This window comes from Pseudoalteromonas sp. MEBiC 03485, from assembly GCF_004195145.1.
In the GTDB taxonomy this organism is placed as follows: domain Bacteria; phylum Pseudomonadota; class Gammaproteobacteria; order Enterobacterales; family Alteromonadaceae; genus Pseudoalteromonas; species Pseudoalteromonas apostichopi.
Genome location: NZ_SGBT01000001.1, coordinates 1,723,262 through 1,744,718, shown reverse-complemented (window position 1 = coordinate 1,744,718; position 21,457 = coordinate 1,723,262). Strand labels below are relative to the sequence as shown.

Sequence of the window (21,457 nt, the reverse complement as noted above, 5' to 3'; positions counted from 1 at the left end):
CCCTTAAATTTGAAGCAGTCTTAGCGTATTAGTTTTCGCGCGTGTGGTTAAACTTGATATCTGGATAGCGTTCCATCGACAAGTTTAGGTTTACACGGCTTGGCGCGATATAAGTAAGGTTATCGCCACCATCAAGCGCTAAGTTGCTTTCGCACTTACGCTTAAACTCTTCAAGCTTTTTGTTATCGTCTGAGCTTACCCAACGTGCAGTATTAACACTGACACCTTCGTAAATCGCATCAACGTTGTATTCAGCTTTTAAGCGAGCAACAACCACATCAAACTGTAGTACACCTACCGCACCAACGATAAGGTCGTTATTTATAAGCGGTCTAAAGACTTGCACAGCACCTTCTTCAGATAACTGAACTAAGCCTTTTAGCAATTGCTTTTGTTTTAATGGATCTTTTAAGCGAATACGGCGGAATAATTCTGGTGCGAAGTTAGGAATACCACCAAACTTCATTTTTTCACCTTGCGTAAAAGTATCACCTATTTGAATTGTACCGTGGTTGTGTAAACCAATGATGTCACCCGCATAAGCATCTTGCGCTCGCTCACGGTCACCTGCCATGAAGGTTACCGCATCAGAAATACTCACTTGCTTACCAATACGCACATGGTTCATCTTCATACCTTGGCTGTATTTGCCCGATACAATTCGCATAAAGGCAATACGGTCACGGTGTTTAGGGTCCATGTTTGCTTGAATTTTAAATACGAAGCCAGAGAAGTTATCTTCAGTTGCAGCTACTTGGCGGTCTTCTGTTTCACGAGGTAGTGGCGCCGGAGCCCATTCAGTTAAGCCATCAAGAACATGGTCAACACCAAAGTTACCAAGTGCCGTACCAAAATACACAGGCGATAGCTCACCCGCTAAGAACAGATCTAAATCAAATTCGTGTGATGCACCAATCACAAGCTCTAGCTCTTCACGAAGCTGCTCTGCAAGTTCGCTACCAATTGCATCATCAAGTTCTGGGTTATCTAAACCTTTAATAACACGTACTTCTTGAATCGTGTGACCTTGGCCTGTGCTATACAAAATCGTTTCTTCACGGTGAATGTGATACACACCTTTGAATTCTTTACCACTCCCAATCGGCCAAGTAACAGGCGCACAGGCGATGTTAAGCTCAGTCTCAACTTCGTCTAATAACTCCATTGGGTCACGAATATCACGGTCACACTTATTCATGAAAGTTACGATAGGTGTAGTACGTAAGCGTGTTACTTCCATTAATTTACGAGTACGATCCTCAACACCTTTCGCCGCGTCGATTACCATTAGACACGAGTCAACCGCAGTCAATGTACGATAGGTATCTTCAGAGAAGTCTTCGTGTCCTGGAGTATCAAGTAAGTTAACTAGACGCTCATTGTAAGGAAATTGCATAACAGACGTGGTTACCGAGATACCACGTTCTTTTTCCATTTCCATCCAGTCTGATTTTGCGTGCTGGTTTGAGCCACGACCCTTTACGGTACCCGCTTTTTGAATAGCTTGTCCGAATAACAGAACTTTTTCTGTAATGGTGGTTTTACCCGCATCCGGGTGCGAGATGATCGCAAAGGTGCGTCGTTTATTAATTTCGGTAGTTAAATTAGACATGTAAGCTGCTTTTAGTCATAACAAAGCGCACTTGGCTGCCCTATAAATTATAAAGCTCGGTGCGCACTGTAAAAATAAAATAGAATTGCCGACTATTATACCTTGTTTGTCTTAGCCAAAAAAGCAACGATTGTAAGTAATTATTCACCATAGGCTGGGTATATGGGTTGTTCACTTTTTTGCTAAGCTTGTGTAATCAAGTTGTAACGCATACTATTGATAAATTGCACGGAGGGATATCAATTTAGGTCATGAAAACCAGTAAGCTCAGTATTCGATTATTATGGTATATCACACCTTTAGTGATCTTACCTTTGTTGTTTTTAGGTGGCTTTACGTTAACCAATGTGACCAATTCAACAAAAAAACAAGCAGAGCTTATTGTCAGTCGCTTTGTTGAGCAACAGCAACAAAAAATCTTCAATTACATTGACTCATTTCATTCGATTACCCGGTTACTTTCGACTTCTCCAGTATTGGCGGACTTTTTAGCCCGTGAACCCGAATCAAAAAACCAATACATTGAACGCCTTGGCGAGTTAATGAATGTATTTGCAAGTTATTCAGAAGCTTACCCTGATATAGTCAGCATTAACTATGTTGCCCCAGACGGCAAAAGTGATGCATTTTATTCAAGCCAATTAACCCCTGCGCCTAAAAGCTACCCGTTTTTTGATCAAGTACTGCAATCAAATTTGCGCCAGCAGCAATTTATGATCCCCAAAGAAGATGGCTCCACCAGTTTGTACTTTGTGCACCCTATTTACAATATCGATTACTACTTAAAACAGCCGCAACAGTTAGGATTTATTGTTGTACATGTAGAACCATCGATATTAAATGCCAGCATTTTAGAAGCGCCTTTTAATAACACCCTAAATTTGTTTTTGACAACTAAAGGACAAATTTTATTTAGCTCAGACTATGACTTACGGGGCAGCTACTTAAGTGAATACGAGCTTGAACAAATTAAGCATTTGGCCGATTACGGAAAACTAGCCAGCATTGAGCTTTCGAGTATCGATAAAGAAGAGCGTATCATCTATGCGGTGCAAATGACCGACGGCGATTACTTCATCTCGACCACCCCCAAAGATTTACTGTATCAGTCAGGTAAAGCCATCAGTTTAATTACTGCGTTAATTGTAATTATCTCTGTGATTTCACTACCTATTCTTATTTACATTGTGGTGCGTAATTTACTACTCACCCCAGTCGAGTTATTAGGCGCTGCAAGCCATCGCGTTGGTGATGGTGATTTATCTGTGTATTTGCCCGCCCATACAAACGATGAAGTAGGCGTACTTTTTAACGACTTTAACCACATGGTGAACCAAATTCGTCATTACCAAGACGAACTCGAAGAATATAAGCATCACCTAGAAGAAAAGGTTGAAAGCCGTACTAAAGCGCTCGAAGCAATGAATAGCAAGCTAGAAGTGGCAATCGCGCAAGCCGAACAAGCCAACCAACTAAAAAGCCGCTTTTTAGCAAATATGAGTCATGAAATTCGCACCCCACTTACCGCAATTATGGGTTTTACAGAGCAACTTCTGCACAACAAAGATGCGGTGAATGATGAACAACATTTAAGCACCATTTTACGTAACTCTAAGCACTTGCTTGAGCTCATCAATAACATTCTTGATTTATCAAAAATTGAAGCTGAAAAACTCGCTGTTGAGCGTGGGCCATGTAATGTAGTGCAGCTTATTCATGATATTGATTCGATTATTCGCCCACTGGCTAATGAGAAGCAACTGGCGTTTAATATCAACTACAAGCTACCAATCCCCAAAACCATTAATAGCGATACCACACGTTTAAAACAAATCTTGATCAATATTGCCAGTAATGCGGTTAAATTCACTGAGAAAGGCAGTATCTCGATTGATATTAGCTACAACAGCGAAAAACAAAATTTACAATTTGCGATTCAAGACACAGGTATTGGTATGTCAGAGCGCGAAGTTGAACGGGTATTTAAACCGTTTGAACAAGCTGATGCGACGACAACTCGCCGCTTTGGTGGTACAGGTCTTGGCTTGTGTATTTCGAAGAACTTAGCCCAGTTATTGGGTGGTGATGTGCAACTTATCAGTGAACCTGGAAACGGCAGTTGTTTTACCGTGCAAGTTGCAGCTCACTTAAATGCCGAGCAGCTTAAGTATGAGGCCTTTATTCATAACTATGAGCAGCTCTCGCCGAGTAAAGACGTACAGCTTTCATTCGCTGCTAATAGCTTTGATGCCAATATACTGGTGGCCGAAGATAACCCAGATAACCAGTTGCTGATCAAACTACTGTTACAAACTTGGGGACTTGAGCCTGACATCGCAAAAAATGGTGCTGAAGCGGTAGAAATGGCATTGGTTAATGATTATCAGTTGATCATCATGGATATGCAGATGCCTGTAATGGGTGGCTTAGAAGCGACGCAAATGTTACGTCATGCAGCCTACGATGGACCTATTATCGCGCTTACAGCCAATGTGATGAAAACCGATGTCGATACTTACATAGAAGCGGGCTGTGATGAAGCCCTTGCAAAACCAATCGATAAAGACGCATTAGAGCAAGTTCTCGTAAGCTACTTACACATTGAAAAAGATAGCCAAAACAAATGGGAAAATTTACTGAAAAGTGAAAAATTCCAACAAATTAACGACAACTATCGTTCAAAGCTGCCTGATTACTTAAGCCAGGTCGTGCAGTTGTATCGCACTAAAGAGTGGGAAGCGCTGCGCTCAGTAGCGCATAGCCTAAAAGGCAGTGCTGGGTGTTTTAGTTTTGAAGCAATTCATAAGACCGCTGGACAACTTGAAAATGCCTTACGTAGTAATCAAACTGAACAAATCGAGCAATGCTACAACGCGCTTATAAGCGCCCTTGAAGAGGCATCTTAAAGGCTAAAGCTCATGCCCATTAAAATAGCGTCTTCATTCCCTGTTGCGGTTGGGTAGTAGTTCTTGCGCACTGACATATGTGAAAAGCCAGCACTTTCGTACAAGCCAATAGCAGGTGCATTAGACTCACGCACTTCTAAGAAGAGGTTTTCAGCTTGGTGCTGTTCACCATGCTCAATAAAAGCATTTAACAACTGCTTAGCAATGCCCTGCCCTTGGTGCTTTGGCGCAACACAAATATCCATCAGGGTGTAATCTGGGCCCGCTTGCTCACCGATATAAAAACCTAGCATATCATCGCCATGAAAAGCAGCCAGGTTAAAGTAACGGCCCGCTAAACACGACAGCATGGTTTTCTCTGTCCACGGGTGACTATGGCACGCATTTTCAATAGCCATTAACTGGCTGATATAAGTTGCATCTACAGATTTAAAGCTTATCAAGTTGTTCACCGATTAAAGACCAAAGTTGTTTTTTCTGTTTACTATTAAGCTTATCGCTCGGTAAACCCAAGCACCCCTCTTGCCAGCTAATACTTGTTGTTTTAACGATTTCAGTAATAACTAACGGCGCAAATGCTTTTTCGAGGTCTTGGTGAAACTGTAACGGTAGCGTAAGTGTTTCTTGTTGAGTATTTGACATCTCTTCGCTAGAAACGTCAGGCACAGTTCGATAGTGTTGATTCAACTCTAAAGATTGTACAGAGAATATCGCAGCGTAACTTGGATTCATAACGACTCAATCATGATTAAGAGCAAGTAATATAGGGAGATTTGCGATTAAAGTAAAGAAGGAAGAAATGGCAGGGGCGGAGAGATTCGAACTCCCAACCGTCGGTTTTGGAGACCGCTGTTCTACCAATTGGAACTACGCCCCTGCAATGACGACGAATTATATAGAGCTTTTTTCAAAGGTAAAGTAAAAAAACACAGTTTTTAGTTTAACTGCTTTTTAAATAAACAAAACGGCGAATTAGCAAGCTAATTCGCCGTTTTTGAACCAATTCAGGTCAGAATAATAAAATTATTCCCACTCAATTGTTGCCGGTGGCTTACCTGAAATATCGTAAACAACACGTGAGATACCATCGATTTCGTTGATGATACGGTTTGAAACCACACCTAAGAATTCGTAAGGTAAGTGTGACCAACGTGCCGTCATAAAGTCGATTGTCTCTACACAACGTAGTGATACAACCCAGTCGTATTTACGTGCATCACCCATTACACCTACCGATTTAACTGGTAAGAATACAGTGAATGCTTGGCTTACTTTATGGTATAGCTCAGCTTTGTGTAGCTCTTCGATGAAGATAGCATCTGCACGACGTAGTAAATCACAGTACTCTTTCTTGATTTCACCAAGTACACGAACACCTAAACCAGGACCCGGGAATGGGTGACGGTAAAGCATGTCGTAAGGCAGACCAAGCTCAAGACCAATTTTACGTACTTCATCTTTAAATAGCTCACGTAATGGCTCAACAAGACCCATTTTCATGTCGTCAGGTAAACCACCTACGTTGTGGTGAGACTTGATTACATGTGCTTTACCTGTTGCTGATGCAGCAGATTCGATTACGTCTGGGTAGATAGTACCTTGACCTAACCATTTAGCGTTTTTCAGCTTTTTAGCTTGCTCGTCGAATACTTTAATGAACGTATGACCAATCGCTTTACGCTTATCTTCAGGGTCAGACTTACCTGCTAAGTCTGCTAAGAATTGATCTTCAGCATCCACTTTAACAATGTTTAGGCCAAACTTGTTGCCAAACATGTCCATAACTTGCTGACCTTCGTTTAAACGAAGAAGACCGTTATCAACGAATACACATGTTAGCTTGTCGCCAATTGCACGGTGAATAAGCATAGCTACAACAGATGAATCAACACCACCTGATAAACCTAAGATAACTTCGTCATCACCTACCGTTTCTTTAATACGCTCAATAGCATCGTCGATGATTTTAGCGGGTGTCCATAGCTTTTCACAGCCACAGATATCAATCGCGAAGCGCTCAAGTAAGCGTAAACCTTGGTGAGTATGAGTTACTTCTGGGTGGAACTGTACGCCGTAAAAACGTTTTTCTTCCCAAGACATTGCAGCATGCGGACACGTTGATGTTTTAGCAGTTGTTTTGAAAGTCTCTGGTACTTCCATCACTTTATCGCCGTGGCTCATCCAAACGTCTAGTACGCCTGCACCGCCGTCAGTAATGTGGTCTTCGATAGCATCGAATAACGCACAGTTACCTACTTTTTCAACTTGCGCATAACCAAACTCTTTCTTATCAGAGCTGTGTACGCTACCACCTAGTTGCGTTGCCATTGTTTGCATGCCGTAACAGATACCAAGTACTGGAACGCCTGCGTTAAATACATACTCAGGAGCACGTGGGCTGTTTTCAAGTGTTGTAGACTCAGGGCCACCCGACAAAATAATACCTTGTGGATTAAATTCGCGGATTTGCTCTTCAGTTACATCCCATGCCCATAGCTCACAGTAAACACCAATCTCACGTATACGACGTGCGATTAACTGTGTGTATTGCGAACCAAAATCTAAAATGAGAATTCGTGAATCGTGAATGTCTTTGCTCATGGAGTATCTCGTTAGTCAGGAACTGCTCTCCCAAAGGGAGATGATCAATAAATTAGGGCTAGCAAATGCTAGCCCATGTAATTTCAATACCTTAAGGTAATTAACCTAAGCGGTAGTTTGGCGCTTCTTTGGTAATTTGCACGTCGTGAACGTGTGACTCACCCATACCAGCTGAAGTAACGCGAACAAATTGAGGTTTAGTGTTTAACTCTTCAATTGTTGCACAGCCTGTTAAGCCCATTGCACTGCGAAGACCACCCACTTGTTGGTGAATGATTGTCGCGATAGGACCTTTATAAGCAACACGGCCTTCGATACCTTCAGGAACAAGCTTGTCTGCTTCGTTCGATTTTTGGAAGTAACGGTCTGATGAACCTTCTTTTTGGTCCATAGCACCAAGGCTACCCATACCGCGGTATGATTTGTAGTAACGGCCTTGATACAGCTCGACTTCACCCGGTGCTTCTTCAGTACCAGCTAACATTGAACCAACCATTACACATGATGCGCCCGCAACAAGTGCTTTTACGATGTCACCAGAGAAACGAATACCACCGTCAGCAATAACAGGAATATCACGGCCTTTTAAGCCTTCAACTGCGTCAGAAATAGCAGTAATTTGTGGAACACCACAACCTGTTACGATACGAGTAGTACAAATAGAACCAGGACCGATACCTACTTTAACAGCATCAACACCTGCATCAGCAAGGGCAATCGCGCCTTCAGCTGTTGCAACGTTACCCGCTACGATTTGTAAATCAGGGTATGCTTGACGTGTTTGTGCAACACGGTCGATAACACCTTGAGAGTGACCATGTGATGTATCGATAAGTAGTACATCAACACCTGCTTCAACAAGCGCTGCGATACGCTCATCGGTACCCGCGCCAACACCAACAGCTGCACCTACACGTAGACGACCTTGCTCGTCTTTACATGCATGCGGCTTGTCTTGTGCTTTTTGATAATCTTTTACAGTGATCATGCCTTTAAGTTTAAATGCATCATCAACTACGAGAATTTTTTCGATACGGTGCTCGTGCATTAGACCTAAGATTTCATCACGGTCTGCACCCTCTTTAACAGTCACTAACGATTCTTTTTTCGTCATTACTGTAGAAACAGGTTGCTCAAGCTTAGTTTCAAAACGCATATCACGGCTTGTAACAATACCAACAAGGTTATTGTCAGCGTCAGTTACAGGGAAACCTGAAAAACCTTTGTCTTCTGAAAGCGCGATAGCATCAGCAATTGTAAGATCCGCAGTCACAGTAACAGGGAAAGAAACAATGCCCGCTTCGTAAGTTTTTACTTTACGAACGTTTTTAGCTTGCTCTTCGATTGTCATGTTCTTGTGGATGAAACCTAAACCGCCCTCTTGCGCTAAAGCAATCGCTAAGCGTGCTTCTGTTACAGTATCCATAGATGCTGAAACTAACGGCAAGTTAAGATTGATACCACGCGTTAAGCGAGTTGAAATATTTGCCGTGTGTGGCAAAACAGTAGAATGACCTGGTACTAAAAGTACGTCGTCAAAGGTAAGAGCTTCTTTAGCGATTCTTAGCATAGTGCAACTTCTCACATGTGGATCTGAGTATAAGGAATTGCGGCCAAATTTTATCAGCGTTGTGAGCACGAGTAAATAAAATTATTCATTTATTTGTGTTAAAGTACACACAGAATTTTTTACTGGGGTTATTAATGGCTTTTACGCACTCAACACAGCCTGTTTACACGGTCTCGCGCCTAAATAAGGAAATTCGCCATGTTTTAGAACAAGGCTTCTCATCGCTTATCTTAAATGGTGAAATTTCTAACTTTATAGCCCCTGCATCTGGACACTGGTACTTCACTCTAAAAGACGACCGAGCACAGGTAAAAGCGGCGATGTGGCGCGGCAATAATCGCGGCCAAACTTTTCGCCCAAGCAATGGTGCACAAGTAACTGTGCGCGCCCGCGTATCCTTGTATGAACCCCGTGGTGATTATCAGCTGATTGTTGAGCACATGGCCCCTGCTGGTGAAGGTTTATTAAAACAAGAGTTTGATGCGCTTAAAATGCGCTTAGCTGCCGAAGGCCTATTTAGCTCAGCTCACAAAAAACCATTACCAACCAATATCAATCGTATTGGGGTGATTACCTCAGCCACTGGGGCAGCTATTCGCGATATTCTTACCGTACTAAAACGCCGTGCTCCGCAGCTTGAAGTCGTGATTTATCCAGCGATGGTACAAGGCGCAGATGCCCACAGCCAATTAATAGAAAGAATAAGCATCGCCAATCAGCGTAATGAAGTGGATGTACTTATATTAGGTCGCGGTGGTGGTTCACTCGAAGATTTGTGGTGCTTTAACCATGAGCAATTGGCTCGCGCCATTTTCGCAAGTCACTTACCAATCGTTAGTGCCGTTGGTCACGAAGTCGATACCACAATAAGTGACTATGTAGCCGATATTCGTGCCGCAACCCCTTCGGCTGCTGCTGAGCTAGTTAGCCCAAACACGGAAGAGCTACATAATAAAGTTACGCAGTTAGTTAGGCACTTAAATCATGCTTTTAAACATTCCTTGGCAGTAAAGCGCAGTACTGCAACACAATTTGAGCATCGCTTACAACTTTGCCATCCACGTAATCAACTAAATCAGCAAGCGCAAAAATTAGATGAGCTTAGTTTAGCCTTGCATGGTGCAATGAATAACAAAATTCAGCGATATGAGCGAGTACTTGCTAACTTAACACCACGCTTGATGCAACGTTCACCTGAAAATCAGCTCGCAAAAAGCGAGCATCAGCTCGCGCAACTACACGCCCGACTGAGACAAACGATGCAACAGCAACTTTCAAGTTCACGCAATCAGCTTTCTTTGCAAGCGAGCCGCTTAGATTCTGTAAGCCCACTCAGTGTATTAGCGCGTGGTTATAGCATTACCAAGAACCAGCAAGGCAAAGTGGTGAAATCAGTTAACGATGTAAGTTCAGGAGAGTTTATAACCACCGAACTTACCGATGGTCAGCTGCACTCGAAGGTCGTTTAACTTTACTCGGTACTAGCGATAACGGTTAGACTGCCATCACTCGAAGTGCTGGAAGTAAATTTAAACTGCTTCCACCAGCTTTGCTCCGTCATTTTATCGCCTAAATCACGCCAATAACGGTTTGGTAAGTCATCTACACCCTCTGGTTGCAGTAGCTTAAACTGACAAACGGAACTTTTGCACGTTGCGATTTTTAGCTCTGGTTGTACAGGTAAATCTGCCATGATTAAAAAATCGCTCATCGCAGTTTCAACTTGGTAAGCCCACGCTTCATCACGAGATTGCTCTTCTAACAAGGTATAAAGTTCTTCAAGATGTGAATCAATTTGCTGCGGGGGAATTGCACTTGAACGGTAGTTAGCAATCACAGCTTGTTGGCTTTCAACTTGTAGCTTTAGCTCAGCAATTTGTTGTTCAAGCTCACTTTTGCTAAGAGTTTCTGGTACGTCAGCTTTAGGTGCAGCGATTTTTTTAGCATTCACAGGGACTACCGACTTGGTTTGCTGTGGCGCCTCAACAGTTTGCGCTTCAATAAATTCTTGCTGGTGAGTTTGAGTCTGTTCTAGTGGATTAGACTGAAAGAGTGACATAGCAAGAGCGCCACAAAAAAATGACGCTATAACAGCTAATCCGAAGGATAATTTAGACAATTCCATTGCTCTTTATTGATGTAAAACTACAACATAGCACTGGTGTGTGAGGCATTACTAGCGGTAGTTGTGCCATCATCTAAAAAGTTTTGGTTCATGCTTTCGGCTGGACAGGGACAGCTCGGTTTGCCGACCACTTTAGCAGGTACCCCAACCACAGTTGTGTGTGCAGGAACCGGACTTAACACCACTGAATTAGCACCAATACGCGCCCCCTCACCGACTTCGATGTTACCTAGTACTTTAGCACCTGCGCCAATCAATACACCGGCACGTATTTTAGGGTGGCGATCACCTTGTTCATTACCTGTACCACCTAAGGTTACAGATTGTAGAATCGAAACGTTATCTTCGATAACTGCAGTTTCACCAATTACAATCCCAGTTGCATGGTCAAACATAATACCATGACCAACTTTACAAGCAGGATGGATGTCAACGCCAAATACTTCTGAGGTTCTGCTCTGAATGAAACGAGCAAGCTCTTTTCGGTTTTGTTGCCATAAGCAATTTGCGAGTCGGTGTGCTTGTATTGCATGGAAGCCTTTAAGGTTCAAAATAACAGTTAAGTAACTATCGGCCGCAGGGTCGCGATCTTTAACTGCTTTTATGTCATGAGCCACATGCGTCAGCATGAGGTCACATTTAACAAAGGCTTGATCGAATAATTCACGGATAGTAAATGCTGATACCACCGCATCTGCGAGTTTATTCGCGACAATAAAGCTAAGCGCCGAACCTAAGCATTCATGATTTAACACACACGAATAAACGTGACTTGCTAAAAGCGGTTCACGGGAAACGACTTCGTTTGCTTCATCTCGAAGCTTTTGCCAAATTTCATGACGCATAATATTGCCTTTCTGGTTGTACCTAACTGCTAAGCCTTTAGTTTAACGGATTTGTAGCAAGATGTACTAACCCGTTATTTATTTGTTCTGGTTATATGTAATAACCAGAGTATCAAACCTTATTTTTGATCATTTGCAGGTGTTTTTAAATCAATCTCATATGACAGCTGCAAACTCTAATGACAGGCACGCGGTTTAATTAAAGTACTTATTTTTCAACAACAAAACAGATATGACATCTTGTCTGTCATATGCCAAAATAGGAACTGGCGTATTACTGACGGCGTAAAAAACAAAAATAATCATTAAATTTACATCATCAACTTAACAAGGAAACGATGATGAAAAACGACGTACTAAACTCACACAAATTAGGTTATAAGTTCTACTTTCAAGATGGTGATAATCAAATCGCATGCTTTGGTCACATCATGAGTGGTAAAGAAAAAATATATGTAAACGATGAATTGGTTAGTGAAAAGCGCAGCTTCGGTTTTAAAAGTCACCACGACTTTAATTACCAAGAGAATGCTTATGCAGTCGAATTTGAGATGCAAAATATACTAACAGGTAAGCTTGAATGTTCGTTTTACAAAGCAGGTAAATTAGTTCAACAGAGTACACAGACTTCACTTACAGATAACCCAAAGCAAGTGGCTATGGTTACCTTAGGGTGTTTTATTGGTGGAGCAATTTTTGGTTTTGCCCTAATCACGTTAATTGAACCGTTCATTGGGAAGTAAGTAATGCAACTGAACCCTAATACAATTAAAGCATTGAGGCTTAAATTCGAGTGGACGCAGCAACAACTGGCCGATGCCTGTGATGTAAGCCTACGAACCATTCAACGAGTTGAAAAAGAAGGCGCTGCGTCAAAAGAAACTACCATGAGCTTATGCGCAGTGTTTGAAGTACGCCAAGGTGAACTCATCAAGCTCGATGACGAATCAACTAATGACAGCAAAGCACACGCAGTGAGTAAGCAAAACCTAGCTGTAATCGTAGCGACTTCTTCGTTTATTAGTTTCGCCCTTGGTATGGCAACAGTATTTGTTATTTTTTAGGAGTGAAATATGACCAAAGAACAACGCGGCTATGCCACACTTATCGGCTTTGTAATAGTAACCATGCTATTTGCGCTAGGTGTTAAAATTGGTTCTATACTTTAGCATTTCCTGATGCTTTACTTAGAGACTTAGGTCAACTGTCAGAACTGAACTTAAAATGCAGTACTGACAGCTGTTAACTTCATGAGCTAAATAGGAGCTTTACACTACCCCTTCAGGACTCTAGCAAAACACTTTTATGAAAGCTTTAAGCGTAGCTTAGAGGAAAATTCGCCATTTATTGCTAACCTTAAATAACTAAGCACTGGCTAGGTTATAAAGTGGTTGAATCAAAAGAGTTTCTAAAGTTAATACTCGATACTATCTCTGAGCATATTGTGGTGATTAATGACTCGGGGGATATCACATTTGTAAATCGCAGCTGGCTATCATTCGGCGATGAGAATGGATGCGAGTGTAACACTCAGTGGGAAAGTCAAAACTATCTAGCTATTTGTAGATCAGCTGCGGCCCATGGCGATGAGTTTGGTGAAAAGGCCTACACCGGAATAAACCAAGTTATCAATCAGCAGCTCGCAGAGTTTTACTTGGAATATCCTTGTCATAGTGATACTGAAAGCCGCTGGTTTATGATGCGCGCAGTACCTTTAAAACTTGGCAAAACAGATTATGTTGTGATCAGCCACTTAAATATTACTGAACGTAAACTTGCCGAGCAGCAAGTTCGAGAGCTTGCTCGTATCGATGGTCTAACGCAAGTTGCTAACCGACGTCATTTTGATGATTTTTATTCGCAAGAATGGAGTCGCTGTGCACGCTTAAAACATCCCTTATCCATAGCGATGGTCGATCTTGATAACTTTAAGTCTCTTAACGATAACCTTGGTCATCTAGTTGGTGATAATTGCTTAAAAGAAGTGGCAAAACTATTGTCTGAATTTACTCGCAGGCCCAGTGACTTGTGCGCAAGATACGGCGGTGAAGAATTTGTTCTAGTACTTGGTAATACGCAAAGCCATAATGCTCAATTACTCGTAACACGTTTTATGACAAAACTTGCTACGCTAAAGTTGGCTGAACTGGCTGGCTACCCATTAACAGTAAGTGTCGGGTTAGCCACGCTATATCCTAGTAGTTGTGATGATGCCATGTTACTCATTGAAATGGCTGATAGCGCGCTTTATCAAGCAAAAGAAGCTGGCCGAAATCAACTTGTAGTTGCTGATAACATCGAGCCATTAAGCATAGAAAAATGCCCCTAAATAGGGGCATTGATTAGTTAATTAGTAATTATTGAAATACTTTTTCGACATCAAGTACTTTAATATTTTTCGCTGGTATTGCAAGTTTATAGTCTGCAATCACTTTATCTTCAGCAACAAGTTCTGCCGGTTTTTCAGCGTTATACACCATAGGTGATGTTTGCTCTGATGCTAAACGTTTTTGCATATCTTTGCCGTCACCGGTAATAAACACATAGTGAATATTCTCGGTTTGCAGGTTATCGCGAATAACGCGGTTAACATCATCAAGGGTTAGCTTTTCAAGCTTGCCGCGCACATAGTCTACAAAGCTCTCTGTGTTATAGAACTCACTATCAAGTGCATATCCTAATTGACGATCTTGGCTTGCAACCATTTGCGGCACAAAGTTAATTAAGAAATTACGAGTCGCTTCAAAATCTTCCTTACTAATGCCATTTTTAATTAGCTTATCAAGCTCAAATAATGCCGTACGTGTTGCAAAGTGAGCATCGTTATTAGAACGCAGCGGGCGTAACCATACTTGGAAAATTTGCTCTGAACGACCTAAGTTAGCATCTGGTTTTGTTTGGAACATACCACGTGGGAAGTATTCGATGTATGCATAGTCGCCGTAGTTCATACCACGGGTTTGACGAATGCGTTGATATAAGAAGCTGTTTGAACTGCGGTGTTCACCAAAATAAGAGCGAACTAACCAAAGGGCTGTCCAATCATCGCTGCTACGAATTGTATCAATTGGGAAACCAAAGGACACTGCGGTAGATTGCGCTGATTTCTCAACAATAGTCGCATGATGACCTTTAAGTACTGGCGCATCAGGGATCATTAAACGGCTTTCTTTACCTTGTGGAAGTTGGGTTAAATCTTTCATCATTGTCGATTTAACATCACTTGGGATAGCACCAATTAGACCCACTGTTAGTTTAGATTGTGTAAACTGGCTATTATAAAACGCTTTGACGTCATCAAGTGTCAATGCTTCAAGATCTGATATGTCACCGTAGTTATAACTTTCGTAAGGATGACCTTTATAAAGCTGATGATAAAGCACTTCTTTACCTAGTTCCTCATCATTTGACGCTTTAAGGCCCGCTTTAATGCTATCTATAAGCTCTTTTTTCAGACGCTTGAAATCATCTTCTCTAAAGCCAGGATTTAACAATTGATCGCTAACAAGCGCATACCATTTCGCAGCATTATCTTTGTGTACTCGACCACGAAGTGAAATCATCTCTTTATCAAGTTGATAACCAAAGCTTCCCGCCAAAGGATATAAGGCTTTCTTAATATCTTTATAGCTCATTGATTCTGAACCACCTTGCGCTAGCATCGCGGCTGTTAGCGCCGCTAAACCTTTTTTGCCTTGTGGATCAGCTGCCGCACCGGTATTGAATAACCAGTTTACATCAACCAATGGTGAACTATTTGTTTTATCAAGTACTTTAAAATGACGTTCTGTTGGTGCTTGCTCGATACTTGCCACCGCTGCATTTAAATCAACTTCCTGCTCAAAACCAGTTACTTTATCAAGCGCCGACATTGTCACAGTGGTACGGCTTGAATCAACAAAATACTTGTTTGCTACTGCTTTGATATCTTCTGGAGTGATGCTATCAGCAGTGGCGTAAAGTTGGTTAATAACTTCAGGGTCGCGCTCAAAGTGCATGTAGCTTGCAAGCGTTGAGGCTATTGATTGCGATGAATCAAGACCATTGATAAAGCTGTATTTTAAGTTAGATTTTAAATCAGCTAACTTTTGCGCATCAACTAACTCAGTACGTGCTTGTGCATAAGTACGGTTAATCGCATCACGGGCTTTAGCAAGATCAGCTTCGTTTTCTACTTTTACAAAAACATGTAATAAACCGGGGTCTTTAGTATCTGGGTTATAGGTAAACATTTGACTGGCAATTTGTTTATCAACAACAAGTTCTTGATAAAGTGCCGAGTTATTTGAGAAATAAAGCTGCGAAATCAAATCAAGCGCAGCACGGTCTTTTTGAGTTGGATCCCATGCTGTGCCTTTGTAAGACACTAGCAACCAATGACCCGGTAAACCATCATATTTTTCATGAACGTACTTAGGTGCTTGTTGTTTCGGTTCAGTTGGAATGTCGGCTTGGTAATCACCTTTTTTCCAGTTACCCCAATGTTTTTTCACCATTGCCATAGTTTCTTGTGGATCAACATCACCAACAATGACTAAAGAGACGTACTCAGGCTTATAAAACTTAGCGAAAAACTCTTTACCATATGCCATTTGATCAGGCATGGCTTCGATGTCTTCAAAAAAGCCCATCGTGGTGTGTTTATATGTGTGCTTCTCGAATGCTTCGTTACGAACGGCAGAAAGTAACTTACGAATTGGGCTAGCATTATTCTTTAAATATTCACCTTTTACAGTCAGTGCTTCAGTACGGAACTGCTCTTCGCTGTAAGTCAGGTTTTGGAAAATATCAGCTTCGATTTCGAGTACTTTATCTAAGTGCTCTTTTGAGAAATTTAAGTGATAGTTAGTGTAATCGTTGGTCGTATACGCGCGATTATCAACACCTGAGTTCTTTAAAATATCTGAATAGACATCTTGCGGGAATTTTTCAGAGCCTTTAAACATCATATGCTCAAAGAAGTGTGCAAAACCAGTTTTACCTGCTTCAACTTCATTACGTGAGCCAACCGATACCGGAATTTGCAGTGATACGACGTCTGGGTAGTCGGTTTTCACTACCATTACGCGAAGGCCGTTCTCAAGCTCTTCTAATAGGTAATCTTGGCTAAATACACGATTATCATCTTGGCTTACTTGCTGCTCAATTTCGACTTCTTTAACCATATTTGACTGTGAGTTACTTGCGCAGCCACTCAGCGCAAGTGTTACAGCAAAACTGGTTGCTAATAATCTAAATTTCATAATGTTCCCTTGTTAGTTATTTTTCTCATAATGATTGCAGCTTGATTATGCATCAAAGCGCCAGAAAATATGAGGGTCAGGGCAATAATTTATGTAAACAGGTGTGTCAATTTCGTAGAACACCTCACATTCAACTTGAGTAAAATTCATAGTCATTGAAAAACTTTCATCAGAAAAATCTATCTAGACGTCTAAATGGCTGCTATATTGTTTACATAGACATTAGCACAAGCTGGAATGAGGATTATGGCTTTATCATTACAAGAGAAAATTGAAGACACCAATCAAGGCGTCTACCTTATCGGTACCACACCACCAAAATCAGGTACTGATAAAGCCATGCTTGAAACTATTGCCCAAAAGCTACTAGGTCGCTTGCACGAAATTGAATACGATGGTGTGATCATTTACGACATTCAAGATGAAAGCAGCCGAATTGCTAAACCGCGCCCTTTTCCGTTTAAAGAAACGGTTGATCCACGTGAATATAGTCAACTACTTCGCAGCCTCTCACAACTGGATGTAATCACTTATAAAAGTGTTGCCCAACGTGGTGAAGCTGAGTTTACCGAGTGGTTAAATGAAACTCGAAATGATTTTGAATTAAAGAACTTAGTGCTAGTAGGTAGTCCATCATCTCATGGTGACATCAAATTAAGCCTTTCTGATGCTTATAAAACGCTAGTAAAACAGAATAGCGATGTATTTTTAGGTGGCGTTACTATTGCAGAGCGTCACGCTAGCAAACGTAATGAACATGAGCGTTTAGTCGAAAAAACAGCGCAAGGCTGTAAGTTTTTCATCTCACAAGCCGTTTACAATGCCCAAGCGACTATTGATTTGATCACCAGCTATGCCCGCAGCTGTAAAGCACAAGGCACAACCCCAAAGCGTATTATTCTAACGTTTACTCCATGTGGCGGTGAAAAAACCTTAGAATTTATGGAGTGGTTAGGAATTTCGGTACCAGAGGCGACTAAGTACCGTATGTTAGATTCGGCAAATACATTGAGTGAATCGGTGCGTATTTGCCGTGAGAATCTTGACTTAATTTTACAAAGCTGCGCGCATTTAGATGTACCGCTCGGTTTAAATATCGAAAGCTTAACTAATCGTAAAGAAGAAATTGATGCGTCAATTAACCTTTATCGTTTACTTAAAGCGACCATGGAGCTGAACCTAGCTGAGAAACAAATAGCTTAACGTGCTGCCTTCGAGGCTTGCTTTTTCTCATACATATCTTCATCTGCTCGTTTTAATAGCTCAGCAAAGTTTTCTTTTGGCTGAGCTATCACCCCAGAACCAATACTTAAACTCGTAACTGGAATGCCCCGCTTTGCTAAATTAGATTGATAGGTGGTGTTGAGCTTATCGGCTATGCTTTCTATGCAATCACCTGGCTGAACTTGCAATAAAGCAATAAACTCATCGCCCCCTAAGCGGCCAATAATATCGGTTTCACGAAGACACTCTTTCATAGTGTCAGCTAAACAAATAAGCGCGAGATCGCCAACTTCATGGCCGTAAGTATCGTTGAGCGGTTTAAAACTGTTTATATCAATAAACAAACAGCTAATGTCAAAGCCAAGACGTTTCGATATATTCAGTTTATGTTGGCAAAGTAGGTCTATTGCGCGGCGATTATAAATATTGGTAAGTGAATCGAGCATGGCAATTTCACGCATCTGCGTAAAATTATCTAACAAAGCAAGGTCGTCCTCAACCATATCGCGAAGTTGCTCTATTAATTCTAAAAAGCTCTGTTGATAGTGAGTCCGCTTAAAATCCATTACACAAAATGTGCCAAACGGTTCACCATTAGGCCAACTAATAGGTACACCAAGGTAAGATTCAAAACCATCTTTCACTAGTGGGCTATCATCCCACTGAGAGTCTTTACTTGCATGATCAACATAAAGTGGTGCCATATCTCGCACAACTTTTTTACAGAAGATATTATCGTCAGCATTTAATTCAGCCCCTGCTTCATAGGGGTTTTCTTGCTGCTCACTGGATACAATAATACGATAAACATTGTCAGTTTTATGGACGATAAAACCCGCAGGAGCAGAAAACAACTCAGTCATGAGATTAATTGTTTTCTGCCACTTTTCTAAGGAAAATTGTTTATCAGCGCGGCGAAAAACCCACTTATTTTCTTCTAACATACTAAACTCTCAACTTTAGCCTGAGGATAGTATAAATATATGCCAAATTTAGGAACGTCTCCTACTTTTTTGCCCTAAGATACGTTTTTTATCACGCGAGCGCCGTGCTTTATTTGTATTTTTACGAACCTGTTTTGGCTCTTTGGTTAAATCAGGCTCATATCCTGGTAACCACTGTGGAGTAAGTCTCGTGTCGAGTAAGATATCTATTTCATCCAGTAACCATTGCTCATCAATACTAACCAGCGACATCGCCATCCCTTTCTCGCCAGCACGACCTGTACGACCAATACGGTGTACATAATCTTCGGCCACATAAGGCAGTTCGTAATTGATTACATACTTTAACGAAGCAATATCAAGGCCACGAGCAGCAACATCTGTCGCTACCAGTACTCTTGTTGCACCGGATTTAAAGTTATGTAGCGCTTTATCTCGTGCTCCTTGGCTTTTATCACCATGAATAGATTCAGTTTTTAAACCGTCTTTACACATTTCTTTTGCAAGCACATCAGCGGTTTGTTTAGTACGAGTGAATATTAGTACTTGCTGCCAATTCTTCATACCAATCATATGCGATACCAGTTCACGCTTACGATCTTCATCAACCGCATAAACTAGCTGCTCAACTTCAACCGCTGCTGAGTTGCGTTTATTTACTTCAACTAATTTAGGATCATTCAATAACTGCTTACTTAGCTTAAAGATGCTGTCGTCAAATGTTGCTGAAAACAGTAAGGTTTGACGATCTTTTGGCACGTGACGCAAGATACGATTGATCTCGTCAATAAAGCCCATATCAAGCATGCGATCAGCTTCATCGAATACCAAAGCATTAATACTAGAGAGCTTAATACTGCCCTTGATCACATGATCAAGTAAGCGCCCAGGTGTTGCGATGACAACCTGTGCAGCTTTTATGGCTTTAATTTGTGGGCCAATACTGGCGCCGCCATAAGCAAGCGCCGCTTTTATACCTGTGTGCGCAGCATAGCGCTCTACACTTGCAAATACTTGCTGAGCGAGCTCTCGGGTGGGCGTTAAAATAAGTACCTTAACAGCATCAGGGAGTACTTCAGCAGACATCAAGTTGTGCAGTAGTGGTAAAACAAAGGCGGCTGTTTTGCCCGTTCCGGTTTGTGCACTGCCCATTACATCAGCTCCCGCTAAAATGAGTGGGATGGTTTGCGCTTGAATTGCTGTGGGGGTGTGATAATTCTCTTCTTGCAAAGCACTTAGCAATGCAGGTGCAAGATTTAACTCTGAAAAGGTCGCTACTGACATATTCTGAAGTACATTTGGCTATAAAAACGCTATTGTACGCTGAACATCAGCAACAAAAAAGGCGCAATGAGCGCCCTTTATAGCAAATGTAGAGATTACTCTGGTTTAAGTGATTCTTTACGGTGATTATAAAAACTAATTAAGTCATCAACCGTTGCTTGGCAATAATCACGAATACCAGATACAAGCATGTGCTTTTCACCTGAGCCTACTTTCTTGCCGTTTTCTAAAAGGTTAAAGCGAAGCGTAATTTTTCCGCGCTTGCCAGTAAATTCAAAATCAGGTTCCGCAAATTGTAATTCAGGTGCGCTAATATCAAGACGATCTAGGTTAATCAGCATTGACTCGTAAATCACCATAGGGCGCGCAGGGTTGATCATCACGTCTTGCTTACCCATTAATGGGATGATGACATGCGGAAACGTAGTACCAGAAAACTCAACATAATTTTTAATTAAGCTATTCGTTAATTCTGGACACTGGCTAACAGCACCTTCTCGTTTAACTTTTAGCATTACTTTTTCGCCATCGGTAATCGCAAACTCATCAGCACCCTCAGGGAAAGTTAGCTTTGAATTTTCATCAACCATACCAGCGAAAGTAAACTCCATTTTTTCACTTATGCCGTAACGGTTTAAAACCAGCGAAAAAAGTAAATCGCCCGGTACACAAAACTTTTTAGCGTCTTTATCGTGTAACGGATTGAAATCATCAGCCACTAATTTGGCGAAACGACAGCCTTGCTCACGTGAGATAGAAACGTAATCAGCATGCTGCTGATAATAAGGACTTAACATAATTGTTCACTGCTTAAACTACTTATAACCTGACCATACTACCAGAAAAATAGAAAATAGAGGTCGAATCTGTTAATTATAAATCACGAACTTAGGAGATGTTTAATGACATCAGCTAAAATATTGGTTTCGATAGGCTAAATCTAAATTGTATCAATTTGTACGAAAGGATTAACAAATAAAGCAGATTAGTAAACACTTAGACTCAGCTAAACATAATGAAAAACTATTAGCTAAAACTAAATATAAATTCAGTTTTCTTTTTAAAACAACAAACTAACTTTTTAAACATTAAGAAATATGCCA

At 41.3% G+C, this 21,457-nt stretch carries 17 protein-coding genes and 1 tRNA gene; 6 read left to right on the top strand and 12 right to left on the bottom strand.

What is annotated here, in order from left to right:
• Window positions 1-28: 28 nt before the first annotated feature.
• On the bottom strand, window positions 29-1,612 hold the full coding sequence (gene prfC, locus EVU92_RS08025) for a peptide chain release factor 3 (protein ID WP_130050775.1): 1,584 nt from the start codon (window positions 1,610-1,612) through the stop codon (window positions 29-31).
• 251 nt (window positions 1,613-1,863) lie between these two features.
• Here prfC and EVU92_RS08020 point away from each other — a divergent pair, with 251 nt between their 5' ends.
• A complete protein-coding gene (locus EVU92_RS08020; protein WP_130050774.1) occupies window positions 1,864-4,518 on the top strand; it encodes an ATP-binding protein in 2,655 nt (884 codons plus the stop codon).
• Here the strand turns inward: EVU92_RS08020 and rimI are convergent.
• The 5 genes from rimI to guaB all read right to left on the bottom strand — a co-directional run bounded on the left by rimI (window position 4,515) and on the right by guaB (window position 8,689).
• Window positions 4,515-4,961 carry a ribosomal protein S18-alanine N-acetyltransferase gene (gene rimI, locus EVU92_RS08015; protein WP_175580473.1) on the bottom strand — a complete coding sequence of 149 codons (447 nt, stop codon included), beginning with the start codon at window positions 4,959-4,961 and terminating at the stop codon, window positions 4,515-4,517. The genes EVU92_RS08020 and rimI overlap by 4 nt on opposite strands.
• Entirely contained in the window at window positions 4,948-5,250 is a 303-nt protein-coding gene (locus EVU92_RS08010; RefSeq protein WP_130050773.1) for a hypothetical protein, read from the bottom strand. The genes rimI and EVU92_RS08010 overlap by 14 nt, the downstream gene beginning before the upstream one ends.
• 68 nt (window positions 5,251-5,318) lie before the next feature.
• Window positions 5,319-5,395: transfer RNA gene (locus EVU92_RS08005), tRNA-Trp, on the bottom strand.
• Window positions 5,396-5,541: 146 nt separating this feature from the next.
• Window positions 5,542-7,119 (bottom strand): glutamine-hydrolyzing GMP synthase, encoded by a 1,578-nt coding sequence (guaA, locus tag EVU92_RS08000; RefSeq protein WP_130050772.1) that lies wholly within the window; start codon window positions 7,117-7,119, stop codon window positions 5,542-5,544.
• A 100-nt stretch (window positions 7,120-7,219) separates the two neighbouring features.
• A complete protein-coding gene (gene guaB, locus EVU92_RS07995; RefSeq protein ID WP_054551225.1) occupies window positions 7,220-8,689 on the bottom strand; it encodes an IMP dehydrogenase in 1,470 nt (489 codons plus the stop codon).
• A gap of 134 nt (window positions 8,690-8,823) precedes the next feature.
• Here guaB and xseA point away from each other — a divergent pair, with 134 nt between their 5' ends.
• Entirely contained in the window at window positions 8,824-10,158 is a 1,335-nt protein-coding gene (gene xseA, locus EVU92_RS07990; RefSeq protein WP_130050771.1) for an exodeoxyribonuclease VII large subunit, read from the top strand.
• A 2-nt stretch (window positions 10,159-10,160) separates the two neighbouring features.
• Here xseA and EVU92_RS07985 read toward each other — a convergent pair whose 3' ends face one another.
• Together EVU92_RS07985 and cysE are read right to left on the bottom strand one after the other, a co-directional pair.
• Window positions 10,161-10,748 carry a hypothetical protein gene (locus EVU92_RS07985; RefSeq protein ID WP_130050770.1) on the bottom strand — a complete coding sequence of 196 codons (588 nt, stop codon included), beginning with the start codon at window positions 10,746-10,748 and terminating at the stop codon, window positions 10,161-10,163.
• An 86-nt stretch (window positions 10,749-10,834) separates the two neighbouring features.
• A complete protein-coding gene (cysE, locus tag EVU92_RS07980) occupies window positions 10,835-11,659 on the bottom strand; it encodes a serine O-acetyltransferase (RefSeq protein WP_130050769.1) in 825 nt (274 codons plus the stop codon).
• A gap of 338 nt (window positions 11,660-11,997) precedes the next feature.
• Here cysE and EVU92_RS07975 point away from each other — a divergent pair, with 338 nt between their 5' ends.
• The 3 genes from EVU92_RS07975 (at window position 11,998) to EVU92_RS07965 (ending at window position 13,988) form a co-directional block, all read left to right on the top strand.
• Window positions 11,998-12,402 carry a hypothetical protein gene (locus tag EVU92_RS07975; RefSeq protein WP_130050768.1) on the top strand — a complete coding sequence of 135 codons (405 nt, stop codon included), beginning with the start codon at window positions 11,998-12,000 and terminating at the stop codon, window positions 12,400-12,402.
• A gap of 3 nt (window positions 12,403-12,405) precedes the next feature.
• Window positions 12,406-12,723: a helix-turn-helix transcriptional regulator gene (locus EVU92_RS07970; protein ID WP_130050767.1), complete on the top strand. Its 318-nt coding sequence runs from the start codon at window positions 12,406-12,408 to the stop codon at window positions 12,721-12,723.
• A 323-nt stretch (window positions 12,724-13,046) separates the two neighbouring features.
• On the top strand, window positions 13,047-13,988 hold the full coding sequence (locus tag EVU92_RS07965; RefSeq protein ID WP_130050766.1) for a sensor domain-containing diguanylate cyclase: 942 nt from the start codon (window positions 13,047-13,049) through the stop codon (window positions 13,986-13,988).
• Between the two features lie 28 nt (window positions 13,989-14,016).
• On the opposite strand, the gene EVU92_RS07960 is transcribed toward EVU92_RS07965, so the two are convergent.
• Window positions 14,017-16,902, bottom strand: a complete 2,886-nt coding sequence (locus tag EVU92_RS07960; RefSeq protein WP_130050765.1) for a M16 family metallopeptidase — start codon at window positions 16,900-16,902, stop codon at window positions 14,017-14,019.
• Between the two features lie 246 nt (window positions 16,903-17,148).
• On the opposite strand from EVU92_RS07960, the gene EVU92_RS07955 reads away from it, so the two are divergent.
• Window positions 17,149-18,105 (top strand): hypothetical protein, encoded by a 957-nt coding sequence (locus EVU92_RS07955; RefSeq protein ID WP_130050764.1) that lies wholly within the window; start codon window positions 17,149-17,151, stop codon window positions 18,103-18,105.
• Here EVU92_RS07955 and EVU92_RS07950 read toward each other — a convergent pair.
• The 3 genes from EVU92_RS07950 to EVU92_RS07940 form a co-directional block, all read right to left on the bottom strand.
• On the bottom strand, window positions 18,102-19,070 hold the full coding sequence (locus EVU92_RS07950; RefSeq protein ID WP_130050763.1) for a sensor domain-containing diguanylate cyclase: 969 nt from the start codon (window positions 19,068-19,070) through the stop codon (window positions 18,102-18,104). The two genes, EVU92_RS07955 and EVU92_RS07950, sit on opposite strands and share 4 nt — an antisense overlap.
• 48 nt (window positions 19,071-19,118) lie before the next feature.
• A complete protein-coding gene (locus EVU92_RS07945) occupies window positions 19,119-20,354 on the bottom strand; it encodes a DEAD/DEAH box helicase (protein WP_130050762.1) in 1,236 nt (411 codons plus the stop codon).
• A 95-nt stretch (window positions 20,355-20,449) separates the two neighbouring features.
• Window positions 20,450-21,151 carry a DUF3581 domain-containing protein gene (locus tag EVU92_RS07940; RefSeq protein ID WP_130050761.1) on the bottom strand — a complete coding sequence of 234 codons (702 nt, stop codon included), beginning with the start codon at window positions 21,149-21,151 and terminating at the stop codon, window positions 20,450-20,452.
• Between the last annotated feature and the right edge of the window lie 306 nt (window positions 21,152-21,457).